The organism is Caballeronia glebae (genome assembly GCF_001545035.1).
Classification (GTDB): domain Bacteria; phylum Pseudomonadota; class Gammaproteobacteria; order Burkholderiales; family Burkholderiaceae; genus Caballeronia; species Caballeronia glebae.
The window spans coordinates 60167-78152 of sequence record NZ_FCOJ02000036.1 but is presented as its reverse complement, the minus strand read 5'-3'; the positions used below and the strand labels follow the sequence as shown (position 1 = coordinate 78152).

The 17986-nt window shown below is 63.8% G+C and carries 16 protein-coding genes; 14 read left to right on the top strand and 2 right to left on the bottom strand.

All coding sequences use genetic code 11. The features are described 5' to 3' along the window. The coding region (locus AWB82_RS37720; RefSeq protein ID WP_159462619.1) for a hypothetical protein at positions 1–413 on the top strand (413 nt) is incomplete at its 5' end. A 402-nt stretch (positions 414–815) separates the two neighbouring features. On the opposite strand, the gene AWB82_RS23005 is transcribed toward AWB82_RS37720, so the two are convergent. Together AWB82_RS23005 and map are read right to left on the bottom strand one after the other, a co-directional pair. Further along, positions 816–3401 carry a [protein-PII] uridylyltransferase gene (locus tag AWB82_RS23005; RefSeq protein ID WP_086971328.1) on the bottom strand — a complete coding sequence of 862 codons (2586 nt, stop codon included), beginning with the start codon at positions 3399–3401 and terminating at the stop codon, positions 816–818. 73 nt (positions 3402–3474) lie between these two features. After that, a complete protein-coding gene (gene map / locus AWB82_RS23000) occupies positions 3475–4284 on the bottom strand; it encodes a type I methionyl aminopeptidase (protein ID WP_086971326.1) in 810 nt (269 codons plus the stop codon). 414 nt (positions 4285–4698) lie between these two features. Between map and rpsB the strand changes: the two genes are divergently transcribed. The 13 genes from rpsB (at position 4699) to lpxA (ending at position 17984) form a co-directional block, all read left to right on the top strand. Then, the gene (rpsB, locus tag AWB82_RS22990) at positions 4699–5454 is read left to right on the top strand and encodes a 30S ribosomal protein S2 (protein WP_086971325.1); all 756 of its coding nucleotides are present in this window, start codon (positions 4699–4701) and stop codon (positions 5452–5454) included. Positions 5455–5594: 140 nt separating this feature from the next. Further along, complete coding sequence (gene tsf, locus AWB82_RS22985; protein ID WP_086971323.1) at positions 5595–6476, top strand: translation elongation factor Ts; 882 nt, start codon at positions 5595–5597, stop codon at positions 6474–6476. 250 nt (positions 6477–6726) lie between these two features. Continuing rightward, positions 6727–7440, top strand: a complete 714-nt coding sequence (gene pyrH / locus AWB82_RS22980) for a UMP kinase (protein ID WP_086971321.1) — start codon at positions 6727–6729, stop codon at positions 7438–7440. 93 nt (positions 7441–7533) lie between these two features. Next, positions 7534–8094: a ribosome recycling factor gene (gene frr, locus AWB82_RS22975; protein WP_086971319.1), complete on the top strand. Its 561-nt coding sequence runs from the start codon at positions 7534–7536 to the stop codon at positions 8092–8094. A gap of 84 nt (positions 8095–8178) precedes the next feature. Further along, on the top strand, positions 8179–8961 hold the full coding sequence (gene uppS / locus AWB82_RS22970; protein WP_086971317.1) for a polyprenyl diphosphate synthase: 783 nt from the start codon (positions 8179–8181) through the stop codon (positions 8959–8961). Next, on the top strand, positions 8955–9767 hold the full coding sequence (locus AWB82_RS22965; RefSeq protein ID WP_086971315.1) for a phosphatidate cytidylyltransferase: 813 nt from the start codon (positions 8955–8957) through the stop codon (positions 9765–9767). The genes uppS and AWB82_RS22965 overlap by 7 nt, the downstream gene beginning before the upstream one ends. Positions 9768–9785: 18 nt before the next feature. Continuing rightward, on the top strand, positions 9786–11003 hold the full coding sequence (locus AWB82_RS22960; RefSeq protein ID WP_086971314.1) for a 1-deoxy-D-xylulose-5-phosphate reductoisomerase: 1218 nt from the start codon (positions 9786–9788) through the stop codon (positions 11001–11003). A 7-nt stretch (positions 11004–11010) separates the two neighbouring features. Continuing rightward, entirely contained in the window at positions 11011–12393 is a 1383-nt protein-coding gene (gene rseP, locus AWB82_RS22955) for an RIP metalloprotease RseP (RefSeq protein ID WP_086971312.1), read from the top strand. Positions 12394–12470: 77 nt separating this feature from the next. Beyond that, complete coding sequence (gene bamA, locus AWB82_RS22950) at positions 12471–14783, top strand: outer membrane protein assembly factor BamA (protein WP_086971338.1); 2313 nt, start codon at positions 12471–12473, stop codon at positions 14781–14783. A gap of 106 nt (positions 14784–14889) precedes the next feature. Then, entirely contained in the window at positions 14890–15396 is a 507-nt protein-coding gene (locus tag AWB82_RS22945; protein WP_086971311.1) for an OmpH family outer membrane protein, read from the top strand. Between the two features lie 28 nt (positions 15397–15424). Then, complete coding sequence (gene lpxD / locus AWB82_RS22940; RefSeq protein WP_086971309.1) at positions 15425–16516, top strand: UDP-3-O-(3-hydroxymyristoyl)glucosamine N-acyltransferase; 1092 nt, start codon at positions 15425–15427, stop codon at positions 16514–16516. A gap of 156 nt (positions 16517–16672) precedes the next feature. Further along, the gene (fabZ, locus tag AWB82_RS22935; RefSeq protein ID WP_086971307.1) at positions 16673–17131 is read left to right on the top strand and encodes a 3-hydroxyacyl-ACP dehydratase FabZ; all 459 of its coding nucleotides are present in this window, start codon (positions 16673–16675) and stop codon (positions 17129–17131) included. A gap of 64 nt (positions 17132–17195) precedes the next feature. Then, positions 17196–17984, top strand: coding sequence for an acyl-ACP--UDP-N-acetylglucosamine O-acyltransferase (lpxA, locus tag AWB82_RS22930; RefSeq protein WP_086971305.1), 789 nt, complete (start codon positions 17196–17198; stop codon positions 17982–17984). The last annotated feature ends 2 nt before the right edge of the window (positions 17985–17986 follow it).

Sequence of the window (17986 nt, the reverse complement as noted above, 5' to 3'; positions counted from 1 at the left end):
GGACGCGAATCGTCGCCGCGCGGCTTGAACGGGCGACGCTCATCGCTACCCGATGGGCGCTCGCCACGCGGTGCTGGACGATCTCCGAACGACTTGCGCGGACCGCGTTCACCGAAAGCGGGACGCGAATCGTCGCCGCGCGGCTTGAACGGGCGACGCTCATCGCTACCCGATGGGCGCTCGCCACGCGGTGCTGGCCGATCTTCGAACGACTTGCGCGGGCCGCGCTCACCGAAAGCGGGGCGCGAATCGTCGCCGCGCGGCTTGAACGGGCGACGCTCATCGCCACCCGATGGGCGTTCGCCGCGCGGAGCCGGACGGCCCTCGAACGACTTGCGCGGACCGCGTTCACCGAAAGCGGGACGCGAATCGTCGCCGCGCGGCTTGAACGTGCGACGTTCATCGCCACCTGATGGGCGCTCGCCACGCGGAGCCGGACGGCCCTCGAACGACTTGCGCGGGCCGCGTTCACCGAAAGCGGGACGCGAATCGTCGCCACGCGGTTTGAACGGGCGACGCTCATCGCTACTCGAAGGGCGCTCGCCACGCGGTGCCGGACGATCTCCGAACGACTTGCGCGGACCGCGTTCACCGAAAGCGGGACGCGAATCGTCGCCGCGCGGCTTGAAAGCACGCGGTTCACGCGGCGCATCGCTGCGCCTGTCGCCCTGCTGGCTCGGGCGCTTGGGACGCGCCTCGTCCGGCGCCGGTGCGCGAGCGGGCTTGCGCCCGGTGATCGTGCCGGCTCGAACCGGCGAACGCGTCGCCGAAGAGGCACGCGGATGTTTGGCTGTCAGTTTGACGCGCATAAAGTCTCAGGCTGCGATCGCGCGCAGCAGTTCGGTTTCCACCTGGATCTGGGTGCGGTTGCTCGACAGGCTTTTGCCGTCGAGCAGAAACACGTCCTCGACGCGTTCGCCGAGCGTGTTGATCCGTGCCGCCTGCACGCCGATCCGATGTTGCGCCAGAACGCGCGCGATTGAATAAAGAAGGCCCTGCCGGTCGTTGGCCGACACGGAGAGGATGTAGTACTGGCCGCGGTCGTCGGGACGCAGGTCCACGCGCGGGGTGATCGGAAACGTGCGCACGAGCCGCGACACGCGGCCCTTCGACGGTTCCGGGAGAATACGCTCGTCCGTGAGCAGCGCGGCCAGTTGCTGTTCGACGAGATTGGCGATGTCGCGATAACTCCCGTCATGATCGGGATGCGCGACGAGGAAGTTGTCGAGCGCATAGCCGTGGCGCGTGGTCGTCACGCGGGCATCGAGCACGGAAAGCCCGTTTTTGTCGAAATATGCGCAGATGCCGGCAAAGAGATCGGGCCGGTCCTTCACGTAGACGAGCACTTGCAGCGCCGCGCCGATGGGCGAGGGCCGCGCGCGCACGATCGGCGCTTCGCTGCCCACGTGCCGGTAGAGCACGCGCGTCTGCCACGCGATGTCGGCCGGATCGTGACGCAGGAAATAGCCCACGTCGAGCTGATCCCACAGGCGTTTTTGCGCGCCTTCCGGGACCGTTTCGAGGCGCAGCAGCGCGAGCGCCGCTTCCTGCCGCGACTTGAGTTCGGAATGCGCATCGGTCTGCGCGCCGCCGAGCACGGCCTGCGTCGCGCGAAAGAGATCCTCCAGAAGCTTGCCCTTCCAGTTGTTCCAGACCTTCGGGCTCGTGCCGCGAATATCGGCGACGGTCAGCAGGTACAACGCCGTCAGCCGCCGCTCGGTCTGCACGATCGACGCGAACTGTTTGATGACGTCCGGATCGCTCGTGTCCTGCTTCTGCGCGACCTGACTCATCGTCAGATGCTGCTGCACCAGCCACACGACGAGCTCGGTATCTTCATGCCCGATGCCGTGCTCGCGGCAGAAGCGCCGGGCATCGGCCATGCCGAGCGTCGAATGGTCGCCGCCGCGGCCTTTCGCGATATCGTGAAAGAGCGCCGCGACGTAGAGCACCCACGGGCGCTCGAAATTGCCCATCAACTGACTGCAGAACGGATACTCGTGCGCGTGCTCGGCAATCGCGAAGCGACGCAGATTGCGCAGCACCATCAGGATATGCTGGTCGACGGTGTAGACGTGATACAGATCGTGCTGCATCTGTCCGACGATGCGCCGGAAGTTCAGCAGATACCGCCCGAGCACGCTCGTCTGGTTCATTAGGCGAAACGCGTGCGTGATGCCGTCGGGCTGCTTGAGAATCTCCATGAAAAGCCGGCGATTTTCCGGGTCGCGCCGCCAGTCGCGGTTCATCAGATCGCGTGCGTTGTAGATCGCCCGCAACGTGCGCGCCGAAAATCCCTTGATGCCGCGCGTCTGCTCGTACAGCAAAAACGCTTCGAGAATGGCGTGCGGCTCGCGCTCGAAGACATCGTCGCGGGCGATTTCCAGCATGCCCTGCTTCTCGACGAATCGACCGCTGAGCACGCGCGTGATGCCGCTCGTCGACGGAAAAAGCTGCGCCTCGACGTTCTGGATCAGGATGGTCGCGAGCTGCGTGACCGCCTTCGCCGCCCAGTAATAACGGCGCATCAGCTGTTCGCTCGCGCGCTTGGCGGCGGTCGCCTTGAAGCCGAAACTTTCCGCGAGCGGCGTCTGCAAATCGAAGACGAGAATGTCCTGGCGGCGCTTCGCGATCACGTGCAAGCGCGCTCGCAGCGCCTTCAGAAAGCCCTCGTTGCGGCGCAGTTCGCGCGCTTCGCGCTCGGTGATGAGCCCGCGCTCGTCGAGTTCGCGCCAGCTGCTGCCGAAGCCCGCCCCGCGCGCAATCCAGAGGATCAGTTGCAGATCGCGCAGGCCGCCGGGACTTTCCTTGATGTTCGGTTCGAGGCTGTAAGGCGTGTCCTGAAACTTCGCGTGCCGCTGGCGCATTTCCAGCACCTTCGCCTGGAAGAACGCGCGCGGATCGAGCGTCTCGCGATAACGCGCCGAGAAGCGCTGAAAAAGCTGCGTATCGCCGCAGATCCGTCGCGCTTCGAGCAGCGACGTCTGCACAGTGATGTCGTTGCCCGCCTCGGCGATGCATTGCTCGACCGAGCGCACGCTGCTGCCGATATCGAGCCCGAGATCCCACGCCATGCCGATGAATCTCTCGACGCGGCCGTTGAGCGCCGCATCGCTGTCTTGCGGCGACGCGTCGGGCAGGAGAACGAGGATGTCGACGTCGGAGTAAGGCGCGAGTTCGCCGCGTCCGTAACCGCCGACCGCGACCAGCGCGGCGTTGTCCGGCATGTCGCAGGCGGTCCAGGCGCCTTTGAGCGCGTCGTCCGTGGCGCGGGCGAGCGCGCGCATCAGCGGCTCGACGTTCGAGCCCACCTGAAAGCGTTCGATGAGCGCCGCCTTCGCCACCTTGTAGGCGGCGCGCAACGATTCACAGGGCGTGGCGACGGCGACGGTGACGCTCATAGATGGAAAGTGGCGAGGAACGGCGGAGGGATGCGCCCGCGTGCAGACACGGCGGGCGCCGGAGAATTCGCAATCAGGCCGTCGCCGCGATCAGTTGCGACGGCGCCTGTGTGTCCGCCGAAACGGTCAGCACTTCATAGCCGGTCGGCGTGACGAGCACCGTGTGCTCCCATTGCGCCGAAAGGCTGCGGTCGCGCGTCTTGACGGTCCACTGGTCCGGCATCGTGCGGATTTCGCGGCGGCCGGCGTTGATCATCGGCTCGACGGTGAAGATCATGCCCGCCTGCAATTCGATGCCCGTGCCCGCGCGGCCGTAGTGCAGCACCTGCGGCTCCTCGTGGAACACCTGGCCGATGCCGTGGCCGCAATATTCGCGCACGACGCTGTAACCCTGCGATTCGGCGTGCTTCTGGATCGCCGCGCCGATATCGCCGAGATGCGCGCCCGGGCGCACCTGATCGATGCCGAGCCACATGCAGTCGAAGGTCGTCTGCACGAGACGTCGGGCCAGAATCGAACCCTCGCCGACGATGAACATGCGGCTCGTGTCGCCGAAATAACCGTTCTTGATAACCGTGATGTCGATATTGAGCGCGTCGCCGTTCTTCAGCACCTTTTCGCCGGGGATGCCGTGACAGATCACGTCGTTCACGGAGATGCAGGTGGCCTTCGGGTACGGCGGATAGCCGGGCGGCTGATAATTCAGCGGTGCGGGAACGGTGCCCTGTTCCTTCACCATGTATTCGTGGCAGAGGCGATCGAGTTCCTCGGTCGTCACGCCCGGAACGATATGCGGCGTGATGAAATCGAGCACTTCGCTGGCGAGCCGGCAGGCGACGCGCATTTGCGCGATATCGTGTTCGTTTTTCAGCGTAATGGACATAACTTGGCCCGGAATTGCGTATATGCGGCAGTGAGCCGCGAAAGCGGCATTATCGCACCTTAGGAAACGTGCCGCACCCGGATAGTTTGAGGCGACGGCGTAGCGCCCACGGGCCGGACGCGAAGCGCGCGCGGAATTCGGATCGGTCGTGCTGCTTGAGCCGGCCAATGCTCGCATGCTATACTCGAAGGCTAAGCGCAATTCAAATTGCCGTCACGATTCCATGAGGCTTCCATAAGGCAGTCAGATTGAAATCGAAGATCGGCGGAATCGCGGCTTGGCGAATGTTCAAGTCGAATATTCGAGTCGATACGCAAGCCGGCGCACCCAGGGTGTCCGGCGTCCGGAAAGCGAAAAGCACCGGGCGCGGGATGCGGCAGCCGGCTTAAGACCTAACCCTCGCGGAGAATTTTCATGGCAGTCACGATGCGTCAAATGCTGGAAGCCGGTGTCCACTTCGGTCACCAAACGCGCTTCTGGAACCCGAAGATGGCCCCGTACATCTTCGGTCATCGCAACAAGATTCACATTATCAATCTCGAAAAGACGCTGCCGCTCTACAACGACGCGCTGAAGTATGTGCGCCAGTTGGCAGCGAATCGCGGCACGATTCTTTTCGTCGGCACGAAGCGTCAGTCGCGCGACACGATCGCACTGGAAGCAGCGCGCGCTGGTATGCCGTTCGTCAACGCCCGCTGGCTCGGCGGCATGCTGACCAACTTCAAGACGCTGAAGGTTTCGATCAAGCGCCTGAAGGACATGGAAGCGGCCGTTGAATCGGGCGAAACTGAGCGCATGAGCAAGAAGGAAGCGCTCTTGTTCGATCGTGAAATGGTCAAGCTGCAAAAGTCGATCGGCGGCGTGAAGGACATGGGCGGCATTCCGGACGCGATCTTCGTGATCGACGTCGGCTACCACAAGATTGCCGTTACCGAAGCGAAGAAGCTCGGCATTCCGGTCATCGCCGTGGTCGACACGAACCACTCGCCGGAAGGCATCGACTACGTGATCCCGGGTAACGACGACGCGTCCAAGGCCGTGGCGCTGTACGCCCAGGGCGCAGCCGACGCGATCCTCGAAGGCCGCGCGAATGCGGTGAACGACGTTGTCCAGGCTGTGCGTGGCGGCGGCGACGGCGACGAGTTCGTCGAGGTCAACGCAGAGGCGTAATCGAGCCCTGCGGCCGACAAAAAAGGGGGCTTTGCGAAAGGCCCCTTTTTTTTAGCCGGTGCGATTGAAATGCCTATTTTCCTGCCGCGGGCGAGTCGTAGAGCCGGCGGCACGTATCAAACAGACTCAAGGAGCGAATGATGGCGGCAATTACCGCAAGCATGGTGGCAGAACTGCGCGCGAAGACCGATGCGCCGATGATGGAATGCAAGAAGGCGCTGACGGAAGCCGACGGCGACATGGCGCGCGCGGAAGAGTTGCTGCGCGTGAAGCTCGGCAACAAGGCGACCAAGGCGGCATCGCGCGTGACGGCTGAAGGCATCGTGACGGCGCACGTCGAAGGCGGCGTGGGCGCGCTCGTCGAGCTGAACTGCGAAACCGACTTCGTCGCGAAGAACGACGACTTCCTGGCATTCGGCAAGACGATTGCCGAACTCGTGGCCAAGCAGAATCCGGCCGACGTCGCGGCGCTGTCCGCTCTGCCGCTCGAAAGCTCGACGGTCGACGCAGTGCGTCTCGCGCTCGTGGGCAAGATCGGCGAAAACCTTTCGATCCGCCGTTTCGTGCGCTTCGAAACCGCGAACAAGATCGCGTCGTACCTGCACGGCTCGCGCATCGGCGTGATGGTCGAGTTCACCGGCGCGGCCGAGCAGGTCGGCAAGGACGTCGCGATGCACATCGCCGCGATGAAGCCGGTCTCGCTGTCGTCGGACGAAGTGCCGGCCGACCTGATCGCGAAGGAACGCAGCATTGCCGAGCAGAAGGCCGCCGAGTCGGGCAAGCCGGCCGAGATCGTCGCGAAGATGGTCGACGGTTCGATCCAGAAGTACCTGAAGGAAGTGTCGCTGCTGAACCAGCCGTTCGTGAAGAACGACAAGCAGACGATCGAGCAGATGCTCAAGGCCGGCAACGCATCGGTGCAGAAGTTCGCGCTGTTCGTGGTCGGCGAGGGCATCGAGAAGCGTCAAGACGACTTCGCGGCTGAAGTGGCGGCGCAAGTCGCGGCGGCCAAGCAGTCCTAAGGCCCGCTAAGGCTCGCTTAAGCCGCGTGTGCTGTCATGGCGCGGCCGCGCATCGAGCCCGCAGTACCGCGGCGGATATTCCGCCGCATCAATTCAGCGATCCGGTTCGCACGAGCAGCGGGCGCGGCAGGCTAGGGAAAACCCTGATCTGCCGCGCCCGCCGCCCGATCCGGCCCGCTTGCGGTAAGTAATGTTTCACCCCTACAGTTCTACGTTGTTGCAACCCCTCTCGGCGCGATCGGAAACTCATATGCCCACAGCCTACAAACGCGTACTCCTCAAGCTCTCCGGCGAAGCCCTGATGGGAGACGATGCTTTCGGCATCAATCGCGCAACAATCGAAAGGATGGTGGCGGATGTCGCGGAGGTGGTGCGGATCGGGACGCAACTGGCCGTCGTGATCGGTGGCGGCAATATCTTCCGCGGTGTCGCGGGCGGTGCGGCCGGCATGGATCGCGCGACGGCCGACTACATGGGCATGCTCGCCACGATGATGAACGCGCTCGCGCTGCAGGACGCCATGCGCCACGCGGGCATCGAAGCGCGCGTGCAGTCGGCGCTGCGCATGGATCAGGTGGTCGAGCCGTACATCCGCCCCCGCGCGATCCGCCAGTTGGAAGAGGGCAAGGTCGTGATCTTCGCGGCCGGCACGGGCAACCCGTTCTTCACGACGGACACGGCGGCCGCGCTGCGCGGCTCGGAAATCGGCGCCGAAGTGGTCTTGAAGGCGACGAAGGTCGATGGCGTATACTCCGCCGACCCGAAGAAGGATCCGCACGCGACGCGCTACAACACGATCAGCTTCGACGAGGCGATCGGCAAGAATCTTCAGGTAATGGATGCCACCGCGTTCGCACTGTGCCGCGACCAGAAGCTGCCGATTCGCGTGTTTTCCATCACGAAGCCGGGCGCCTTGAAGCGCATCGTGCAGGGCGACGACGAAGGGACGCTCGTCCACGTGTAAACTCTCGCGATATCCGGCGCCGCGCAGCGGGCGGCAAGCCCCGCGCGACAATGCGCCGTTATCGCCGGTAAAACTTAGGTTTGGAGGTTCAAAATGAGTGTGGCTGACATCAAAAAAGGCGTCGACCAGAAGATGCAGCGGTCGATCGAAGCGTTCAAGGCCGATCTCGCCAAAATTCGCACGGGTCGCGCCCACACCGGGCTGCTGGACCACATCCAGGTCGACTACTACGGCTCGAACGTACCCATCTCCCAGGTCGCGAACATGACGCTCGTCGACGCGCGCACGATCGGCGTGCAGCCGTGGGAAAAGAAGATGGTCCCCGTGGTCGAGAAGGCGATCCGCGAATCGGATCTCGGTCTGAACCCGGCTACGCAGGGCGACCAAATCCGCGTGCCGATGCCCGCGCTGACCGAAGAGCGCCGCCGCGAACTCACAAAGGTCGTGAAGAGCGAAGGCGAGAGCGCCAAGATCGCCGTGCGCAATCTGCGCCGCGACGCGAACGAACAACTGAAGAAACTCGTGAAGGACAAAGAGATTTCGGAAGACGACGAGCGCCGTTCGAGCGAAGAAGTACAGAAGTTCACCGACAAGTTCGTCGCCGAGATCGACAAGCTCGTTCAGACCAAAGAGGCCGAGATCATGACGGTGTGAGGCCGTAGAAACGGTTTTGCCAGCCCCGGGCGCGTGTGCATCCGGGCTGGCGCTCACTTCTTCAGATTCCCAGATTCAGCGGCCATGACCTATACCAGCTCCACCGTTGCCGTGCCCGATGTCGCGGCTGTCCCGCGTCACATCGCGATCATCATGGACGGCAATGGCCGATGGGCGACGGAGCGGCGTCTCCCGCGCGTCGCCGGTCATACGCGTGGCGTCGATGCGGTCCGTGCGACCGTCGAAAGCTGCGCGCGGCGCGGCGTCGAATTCGTCACGCTGTTCGCGTTCAGTTCCGAGAACTGGCGTCGTCCGACCGACGAAGTGTCCTTCCTCATGCGTCTGTTCGTGACCGCGCTCGAACGCGAGATCGGCAAGCTGCACGCAAACGGCATCCGTCTGCGCGTGGTCGGCGACACTTCCATGTTCGACGACCGCATCCGCGCGCTCATTCAACGCGCTGAGACCAAGACGGCCCGTAACACCCGCCTTACGCTGACCATTGCCGCGAACTACGGCGGGCGCTGGGACATCATGCAGGCGACGAAGAAGCTCATCGCCGAGTCTCTGGAGTCGGGCGTGCCCGCGCGCGTGGACGACGAATCGTTCGCCGCGCATCTCGCGATGGCCTACGCGCCGGAGCCGGATCTCTTCATCCGCACGGGCGGCGAGCAGCGCATCAGCAACTTCCTACTGTGGCAACTCGCTTACGCCGAGTTCTATTTCACCGACACCTACTGGCCCGACTTCGACGCCGACGCCCTGGATCGCGCCATCGCGTCCTACGGCGACCGTGAGCGCCGCTTCGGGCGCACGAGCGCGCAACTCGCTTCCCAATCGCAGAAGGCCGACACCCTTTCATGCTAAGAACCCGTGTCATCACGGCAATCGTCCTGCTCGCCGTACTCGTGCCGATCACGCTGTTTGCGCCGATCGGCGCATTCGGAGCGCTGATCGGGTTCGTGGTCGTGTTCGCGGCCTGGGAATGGGGGCGGCTCCTCAAGCTGAACGGAGCGGGGCCGATTGCTTACGCGCTCGTCGCGGGGCTCGCGCTCATTTTCAGCACGTTTCTCGGGATCAAATCGACGCCGCTGTACCAGATGGCCGGGATCTTCTGGGTGCTGGCGGGTCCCTACGCATTGCTGCGCAAGCCCGCGCTGGCCGCCCACGCGTGGCGCGCGTTCCTGCTTTTCGCCGGTATCGTCGTGTTCCTGGCCTGCTGGCACGCGGTCGTCGACGCGCGCATGCGGGGCGTGGCCTTCGTGCTATCGCTTCTGCTAGTAGTCTGGCTGGCTGATATAGGCGCATACTTCGCCGGAAAAGCGCTCGGCCGCCACAAACTCGCCCCGTCGATCAGCCCGGGCAAGACCTGGGAGGGCGCCGTCGGCGGGTGGCTCGCCGTCATCGTCATCGGCGCGATTGCCGCCGCCACCGGCTTTTATGCGCCCACCGTATTCACGGCCTTCGTCGGGCATCTCGGCTGGGATCGCTCGTTCGTTGCGCTTTCCGTGCTGGTCGCGTTCAGCGTGGTCGGCGATCTGTTCGAGTCGCTGCTCAAACGCCAGGCTGGCGTCAAGGACTCGAGCGGCCTCCTGCCGGGTCACGGCGGCGTCCTCGACCGCATCGACGCATTGTTGCCGGTATTGCCGATCGCATTGCTCATGCTTGGCTAATCGGCGAGAGAAGAATTTATGCAAACACGTCTCACATTGCTCGGCTCCACGGGCTCGATCGGCGATAGCACGCTCGACGTCGTGGCGCGGCATCCGGACCGCTTCTCGGTCTATGCGCTCACCGCTCACCGCAACGGCGACAAGCTCGTTGCGCAATGTCTGAAATTCCAGCCCGAAGTGGCGGTCGTCGGCGACGCCGAAACGGCCGCGCAGGTCGCGGCTGCGTTGCGCGCGCAGGGTTGCAAGACCGAAGTGGCGCACGGCCCCGAAGCGCTCGTCGAAGTCGCTCGCGCGGCGCAGTGCGACACGGTGGTCGCGGCCATCGTCGGCGCGGCCGGCCTCGCGCCCACGCTGGCCGCCGCGCGCGCTGGCAAGCGCATCCTGCTCGCGAACAAGGAAGCGCTCGTGATGTCCGGGCAGATTTTCATGGACGCAGTGCACGACAACGGCGCGATCTTGCTGCCGGTCGACAGCGAACACAACGCCGTGTTCCAATGCCTGCCGCCTTGCGCGGACAAGGAAGCGAAGCTGCACGGCGGCGTGTCGAAGATCATTCTGACGGCGTCCGGCGGTCCGTTTCGCACACGCGAGCCCGCGACGCTCGTGAACGTCACGCCCGAAGAAGCCGTCAAGCATCCCAACTGGGCGATGGGCCGCAAGATCTCGGTCGATTCCGCGACGATGATGAACAAGGGCCTCGAAGTCATCGAGGCGCACTGGCTGTTCAATCTGCCCGGCTCGCGCATCGAGGTGCTGATTCATCCGCAGAGCGTGATCCATTCGATGGTTTCCTACGCCGACGGCTCGGTGCTCGCGCAACTCGGCAATCCGGACATGCGCACGCCCATCGCGCATGCACTGGCGTATCCTGATCGTGTCGATTCGGGCGTTACGCCGCTGGATCTCGCGCAGATCGCGACGCTCACGTTCGAAAAGCCCGACTTCACGCGCTTCCCGTGCCTCGCGCTGGCGATTGCCGCGCTCGACGCGGGCGGCATCGCGAGCGCGGCGCTGAACGCGGCGAACGAAATCGCCGTGGAAGCGTTCCTCGATCGGCGCATCGGCTTCATGGCGATCGGCGACGTAGTGGATCGCGTGCTGAACGCCCTGCCGAACACGAGCGCCGCGACGCTGGCCCACGTCCTCGCCGCGGATGCCGATGCGCGGCGTCTGGCCTCCCGCTTCGTCGCAGAGCTCACCGCGAGCGCGCCGGGCGCCGAACCCATCGCCCATTGAGGCCGTCATGAACTTTCTGACCGAAATCGTCGCCTTCGTCGTCGCGATAGGCGTGCTTGTCGTCGTCCACGAATTCGGTCACTACAGCGTCGCGCGGCTGTGTGGCGTGAAAGTGCTGCGTTTCTCCGTCGGCTTCGGCAAACCGCTCGTGCAGTGGGTCAACAAGAAGACCGGCGTCGAGTGGACGATCGCCGCGCTGCCGCTCGGCGGCTACGTGAAGATGCTCGACGAGCGCGAGATCGATCCCGAGAGCGGCACGACGATTCCCGCCGAGGATCTGCCGCGCGCCTTCAACCGTCAGAGCGTGGGCAAACGCATTGCGATCGTCGCGGCGGGGCCGGTAGCCAATTTTCTGCTGGCGATCGTGTTGTTTGCCGCCGTGTTTGCGGGCGGTGTCACCGAGCCCGCGGCGATCGTTTCGCAGCCCGCGCCGGATACGGCAGCGGCGCGCGCCGGCTTCGAAGGCGGCGAAACCATTGTTTCGTTGCGCGACGCGCAAGGCGGCGAGACGCATTCGATCCGCTCCTGGTCCGATCTGCGCTGGAAGCTGCTCGACGCGTCGTTCGATCAACGCCGCATCGTGCTGACGGCGAAGACGCACGACGGCAACTTCGACTTTCCGGTGACGGTCGCGGGCATCACCGACGAACAAGCCGATCAGGACTTCATGGACAAGCTCGGCTTCGCTCCGGGCGGCGGCACGTTGACGGTCGCGGGCGTCGAGGCGGGCAGCGCGGCGCAGAAGAGCGGGCTGAAGGCGGGCGACATGCTGCGCGCGATCGACGGCCGCGGCGTCGACAACGCGACGAGCTTTATCGACTACGTGAAGGCGCATGGCGGCAAGCCGGTGATGCTCACAATCGAGCGCAACGGCAAACCGGATTCCGTGCGGATCGTGCCGGACGTAAAGCGCGATGCATCGACGGGCAAGGACATCGGCCGTATCGGCGCCGCGCTCGCGAATCAGTTGCCGATGGTCGACGTGCGCTACGGTCCGCTCGAAAGCCTGCGGCTCGGCGTGAACCGCACATGGGACATCAGCCTGTATTCGCTGCGCATGTTCGGGCGGATGATCACCGGCGAGGCGTCGCTCAAGAATCTCTCGGGGCCGGTCACGATTGCCGACTATGCGGGCAAGAGCGCAAGGCTCGGTGTGTCGGCCTTCATTTCGTTTCTCGCACTCGTGAGCATCAGCCTCGGGGTCTTGAACTTGTTACCGATTCCGGTTTTGGACGGTGGCCATCTGTTATATTATTTGGTTGAGGCTGTTACCGGCAAGGCAGTATCCGATCGCTGGCAGCTTGTTCTGCAAAGGGCGGGCCTGGTCTGCATCGTCGCGCTGTCGATGATCGCTCTATTCAATGACCTCGCGCGTCTGATTCGTTTTTGATCCACTTTGACAATTTCTGGCGGCGCCTTTCGAGCGGCCGCCCGAACGAATGCAGCTTTAAATACTGGGGAAGCACGTTGTTCAAACCTCATCGCTTTGTTCCTAAGACGGCTGTGGCCGCGGCACTCGCCGCAACGGGCATGGCGGCGCACGCCACCACGCCGTTCGTCGTGCAGGATATTCGGATCGACGGTCTCCAACGCATCGAGCCTGGCTCCGTGTTCGCTTATCTGCCGGTCAAGCAAGGCGACACCTTCACCGACGACAAGGCCTCCGAAGCGATTCGCGCACTCTACGCGACGGGTTTCTTCAGCGACGTTCAGATCGCAACAGAAGGCAACGTGGTAATCGTGCAGGTGCAGGAGCGCCCGGCGATTTCGGCCATCGACTTCGCGGGCCTGCACGAGTTCGACAAGGACAACCTCACGAAGGCGCTGCGCTCGGTCGGTCTGTCGCAAGGCCGCTCTTACGACAAGTCGCTCGTCGACAAGGCCGAGCAGGAACTCAAGCGCCAGTACCTGACGCGCGGCTATTACGCGGCGGAAGTCACGACCACCGTGACGCCGGTCGACCGTAACCGCGTCGCGATTCTGTTCTCCGTCGCGGAAGGTCCGAGCGCGAAGATTCGCCAGATCAACTTCGTCGGCAACAAGGCGGTGAGTTCGAGCACGCTGTACGGCGAAATGCAGCTTTCCACGCCGAACTGGTTCTCGTGGTACACGAAGAGCGATCTCTACGCGAAGGAAAAGCTCACGGGCGACCTCGAAAACGTGCGCTCGTACTACCTGAATCGCGGCTACCTCGAGTTCTCGATCGACTCCACGCAGGTGTCGATCTCGCCGGACAAGAAGGACATGTATCTGACGATCGCCGTGCATGAAGGCGAGCCGTACAAGATCAGCAGCATCACGCTCTCGGGCAATCTGCTCGACCGTCAGGCCGAGTTCAACAAGCTCATCAAGATCAAACCGGGCGAGCGTTTCTCGGCCGAAAAGCTGCAGGCGACGACCAAGGCGATCGTCGACAAGCTCGGTGAATACGGCTACGCGTTCGCGCAGGTCAACGCCCAGCCGCAGATCGATCAGGCGAACCACACCGTGGCGCTCACGCTCCAGGTCGATCCGAGCCGCCGCGTGTATGTGCGGCGCGTGAACATCGTTGGCAATACGCGCACGCGTGACGAAGTGGTGCGCCGCGAAATGCGCCAGCTCGAAAGCTCGTGGTTCGATTCGAGCCGCCTTGCGCTGTCGAAGGATCGTGTCAACCGTCTCGGCTACTTCACCGACGTGGACGTCACCACGACGCCCGTGGAAGGCACGAACGACCAGGTCGACGTCGACGTGAAGGTCGCGGAAAAGCCGACCGGCGCGATCACGCTGGGCGCGGGCTTCTCCTCGACGGACAAGGTGGTGCTCTCGGCGGGCGTGTCGCAGGACAACGTGTTCGGTTCGGGCACGAGTCTCGCGGTCAACGTGAACACCGCCAAGACGTACCGCACGCTGACCGTGACACAGGTCGATCCGTACTTCACGATCGACGGCATCAAGCGCATCACCGACTTGTACTACCGCACGTATCAGCCGCTGTACTATTCGACCGATTCGAGCTTCAAGATCGTGACGATGGGCGCCGACACCAAGTTCGGCATCCCGTTCTCCGAACAAGACACGGTGTTCTTCGGCGTCGGCGCCGAACAGAACACGATGGATGTCGACTCGAACACGCCGACGTCGTACATCAACTACGTGAAGGAGTTCGGCCGCGTAGTGAATAACTACCCGCTGACAATGGGCTGGTCGCGCGACAATCGCGACAGCGCGCTGGTGCCGAGCCGCGGCTACTATGTTCAGTCGAACGCCGAATACGGCACGCCGCTCGGCAACACGACCTACGCCAAGTTCGACGCGCAGTTCCAGTATTACTACTCGTTCGCGCGCGGCTTCGTGATCGGCTTCAACCTGCAGGGCGGCTACGGCAAGGGTCTCGACGGCCAGACGTACCCGATCTTCAAGAACTACTATGCGGGTGGTATCGGCTCGGTGCGCGGCTACTCGCCGAGCTCGCTGGGTCCGCGCGACGCCACGACCAACGACCCGATCGGCGGCTCGCGCATGGCGGTGGGTAATATCGAGTTGACGTTCCCGCTGCCGGGCACCGGTTACGACCGCACGCTGCGCGTCTTCACCTTCCTCGATGCCGGTAACGTCTGGGGCGACCCGGGCCAGGGCGGCACGAGCACCGGTGCGAACGGCTTGCGCTACGGCTACGGTGTGGGTCTCGCGTGGATCTCGCCGATCGGCCCGCTCAAGCTGAGCCTCGGTTTCCCGCTGCAGAAGCATGAAGGCGACCAGTATCAGAAGTTCCAGTTCCAGATCGGTACGGCGTTCTAAGCCGCCCGCCGATGAACGCGAACTTCATTTTTTTCGACGTAACGTGAGGAACACTTTGGGAACCGGTAAGTATTCGAAACATAGGGCGCTGGCGCTTGCGTTGTCGATGGTTCTCGGCCTGGCTACGGCGATGTCCGCCAGTGCCCAGGAAGCGCGCATCGCAGCGGTCAATTCGGATCGCATTTTGCGAGAATCGTCCGCGGCGAAGGCCGCTCAGTCGAAGCTGGAGCAGGAATTTTCCAAGCGCGACAAGGCGCTGCAGGACATGGCACAGCGTCTGAAGTCGATCTCGGACAACATCGACAAGAACGGTTCTTCCATGGCGCCGGCCGACCGCGCGGCGCGTCAGCGCGACCTCGCGCAGCTCGACGCCGACTTCCAGCGCAAGCAGCGCGAATTTCGCGAAGACCTGAACCAGCGCCGTAACGAGGAACTCTCGGCGGTGCTGGAGCGTGCGAACAAAGTGATCAAGCAGATCGCCGAGCAGCAGCACTACGACCTGATCGTGCAGGAAGCGGTGTACGTGAGCCCCCGCATCGACATTACGGATCAGGTGCTGAAGGCGCTGGCCGCGGGCGCGACCGGCACGGGTTCGCTCACGAGCCCGAACTGACGAGGACTGAGACGAGATGGCATCAGGCATGGCGATCACGCTCGGCGAACTTGTAAGCCGCTTCGGCGGCGAGGTGGCCGGCGACGACGCGCACGCGGTCGGAAGTCTCGCGCCGCTCGACAAGGCAGGCCCTACGCAACTCGCGTTTCTCGCGAATCAGAAGTATCTGCCGCAAGTCGAGACGACTCACGCCGGCGCAGTGCTGATTTCCCCGGACGACCTTGAGAAGGTGACGAATCGCGCAGGCAGTAATTTCATCGTCACGCCGAACCCCTACGCTTATTTCGCGCGCGTGGCTCAGGCGTTCATCGACCTGGCGACGCCCAAGGCGAAGCCAGGCGTGCATCCGAGCGCCTACATCGACCCGGACGCGAAAGTTGCGGCAAGCGCCGTGATCGGACCGCACGTGACGGTGGAAGCAGGCGCGGTCGTCGGCGAACGCGTGAAGCTGGATGCGGGCGTGGTTATCGGCCGGGGCGTGAAGCTCGGCGACGACGCGCATCTGTATCCGAACGTCACCGTGTATCACGGCTGCAAGTTCGGTGCGCGCGTGATCGTGCACGCAGGCGCGGTGATCGGCGCGGACGGTTTTGGCTTCGCACCGGATTTCGTCGGCGAGGGCGATGCGCGCACCGGAAGCTGGGTCAAGATTCCGCAAGTCGGCGCGGTGGATATCGCCGACGACGTGGAAATCGGTGCGAACACGACGATCGATCGCGGCGCGATGGCGGACACCGTCATCGAGGAATGCGTGAAGATCGACAACCTCGTGCAGATCGGTCACAACTGTCGCATTGGCGCGTACACGGTTATCGCCGGCTGTGCGGGCATTGCGGGCAGCACGAACATCGGCAAGCATTGCATGATCGGCGGCGCGGTGGGCATCGCGGGGCACGTGACGCTCGCCGATTACGTGATCGTCACGGCGCAATCGGGCGTGTCGAAGTCGCTGCTGAAGGCCGGCATGTACACGAGCGCGTTTCCGGCCGTGCCGCATGCGGACTGGAACAAGAGCGCGGCGATCATGCGCAATCTGGACAAGATGCGCGAGCGCGTCAAAGCGCTCGAAACTGCACTCGCCGATGCTGGCAAGCGCGATGAGACGAGCGGCGGCGCATAAGCGCCACGTCCGTTCGAACGGTTCGAACAAAGAGCGAACCTCAAGCAAGAGCGGGCCCGTAAAAGCCGCCGAAGCGAGCTAACAATCCCGGGCGGGCGTCCGATACGGCCCGCCATCCAAATTTCCGCGCCCGACGCGCGCGTGAGCAGAACGACCATGAGCACAGAAAAAATCAATCTCGACATCCATAAGATCCTCACGCTGCTGCCGCATCGCTATCCGATCCTGCTCGTGGACCGCGTGCTCGAACTTGAGCCGCACAAGAGCATCAAAGCGTTGAAGAACGTGACGATCAACGAGCCGTACTTCCAGGGTCACTTTCCGACGCGCCCGGTAATGCCCGGCGTGCTGATCCTCGAAGCGCTCGCGCAGACCGCCGCGCTTCTGACGTTCGCGGAAGAGCCGCACGATCCGGGCAACACGCTGTATTACTTCGTCGGCATCGACGGTGCGCGCTTCAAGCGCGTGGTCGAGCCGGGCGATCAGCTGATCCTCAACGCCACTTTCGAGCGGTACAAGCGCAGCATCTGGAAGTTCAAGGCGCACGCCGAAGTGGACGGCGTGATCGCCGCCGAAGCCGAGCTCATGTGTACCGTCAAGAACGCGGACGCCTGAGCGCCTTCGTGTTCACTCCGCGTTCAACGTAACAGGCAGCACGAACCGCAAAGGCGAAAAGCGCATGAGCAAGATTCACCCAACCGCGATCATCGAGCCGGGCGCTCAGCTCGACGAGTCCGTCGAAATCGGGCCGTACGCGATCGTCGGTTCGCACGTTGTGATCGGCGCGGGTACGACCATCGGCTCGCACAGTGTGATCGAGGGTCGGACGACGATCGGCCGCGATAACCGCATCGGCCATTACGCGTCGATCGGCGGCCGTCCGCAGGACATGAAGTACAAGGGCGAGCCGACGCGCCTCGAAATCGGCGACCGCAACACGATCCGCGAATTCACGACGCTGCACACGGGCACGGCGCAGGATCAGGGCCTGACGTCGATCGGCAGCGACTGCTGGATCATGGCCTACGTGCACGTCGGCCACGACTGCCGGCTCGGCGACAGCGTCATCATGTCGAGCAACGCGCAATTGGCCGGACACGTGTTCGTCGGCGATCACGCGATCGTCGGCGGCATGTCGGGCGTGCATCAGTTCGTGCGTATCGGCGCGCATTCCATGTTGGGTGGCGCATCGGCGCTCGTGCAGGACGTGCCGCCCTTCGTGATCGCGGCGGGCAACAAGGCGGAGCCGCACGGCATCAACATCGAAGGCCTGCGCCGCCGCGGCTTCACGCCCGAGGCCATTTCGGCGCTGCGCTCGGCGTATCGCATCGTCTACAAGAGCGGTCTGTCGCTCGAAGAGGCGAAGGTGCAGCTGAAGGAACTGAGCGTGGCAGGCGGCGAGGGCGATGAGCCCGTCAAGGCATTTTCCGATTTCATCGCGGCGTCGCAGCGCGGCATCATCCGCTAGAC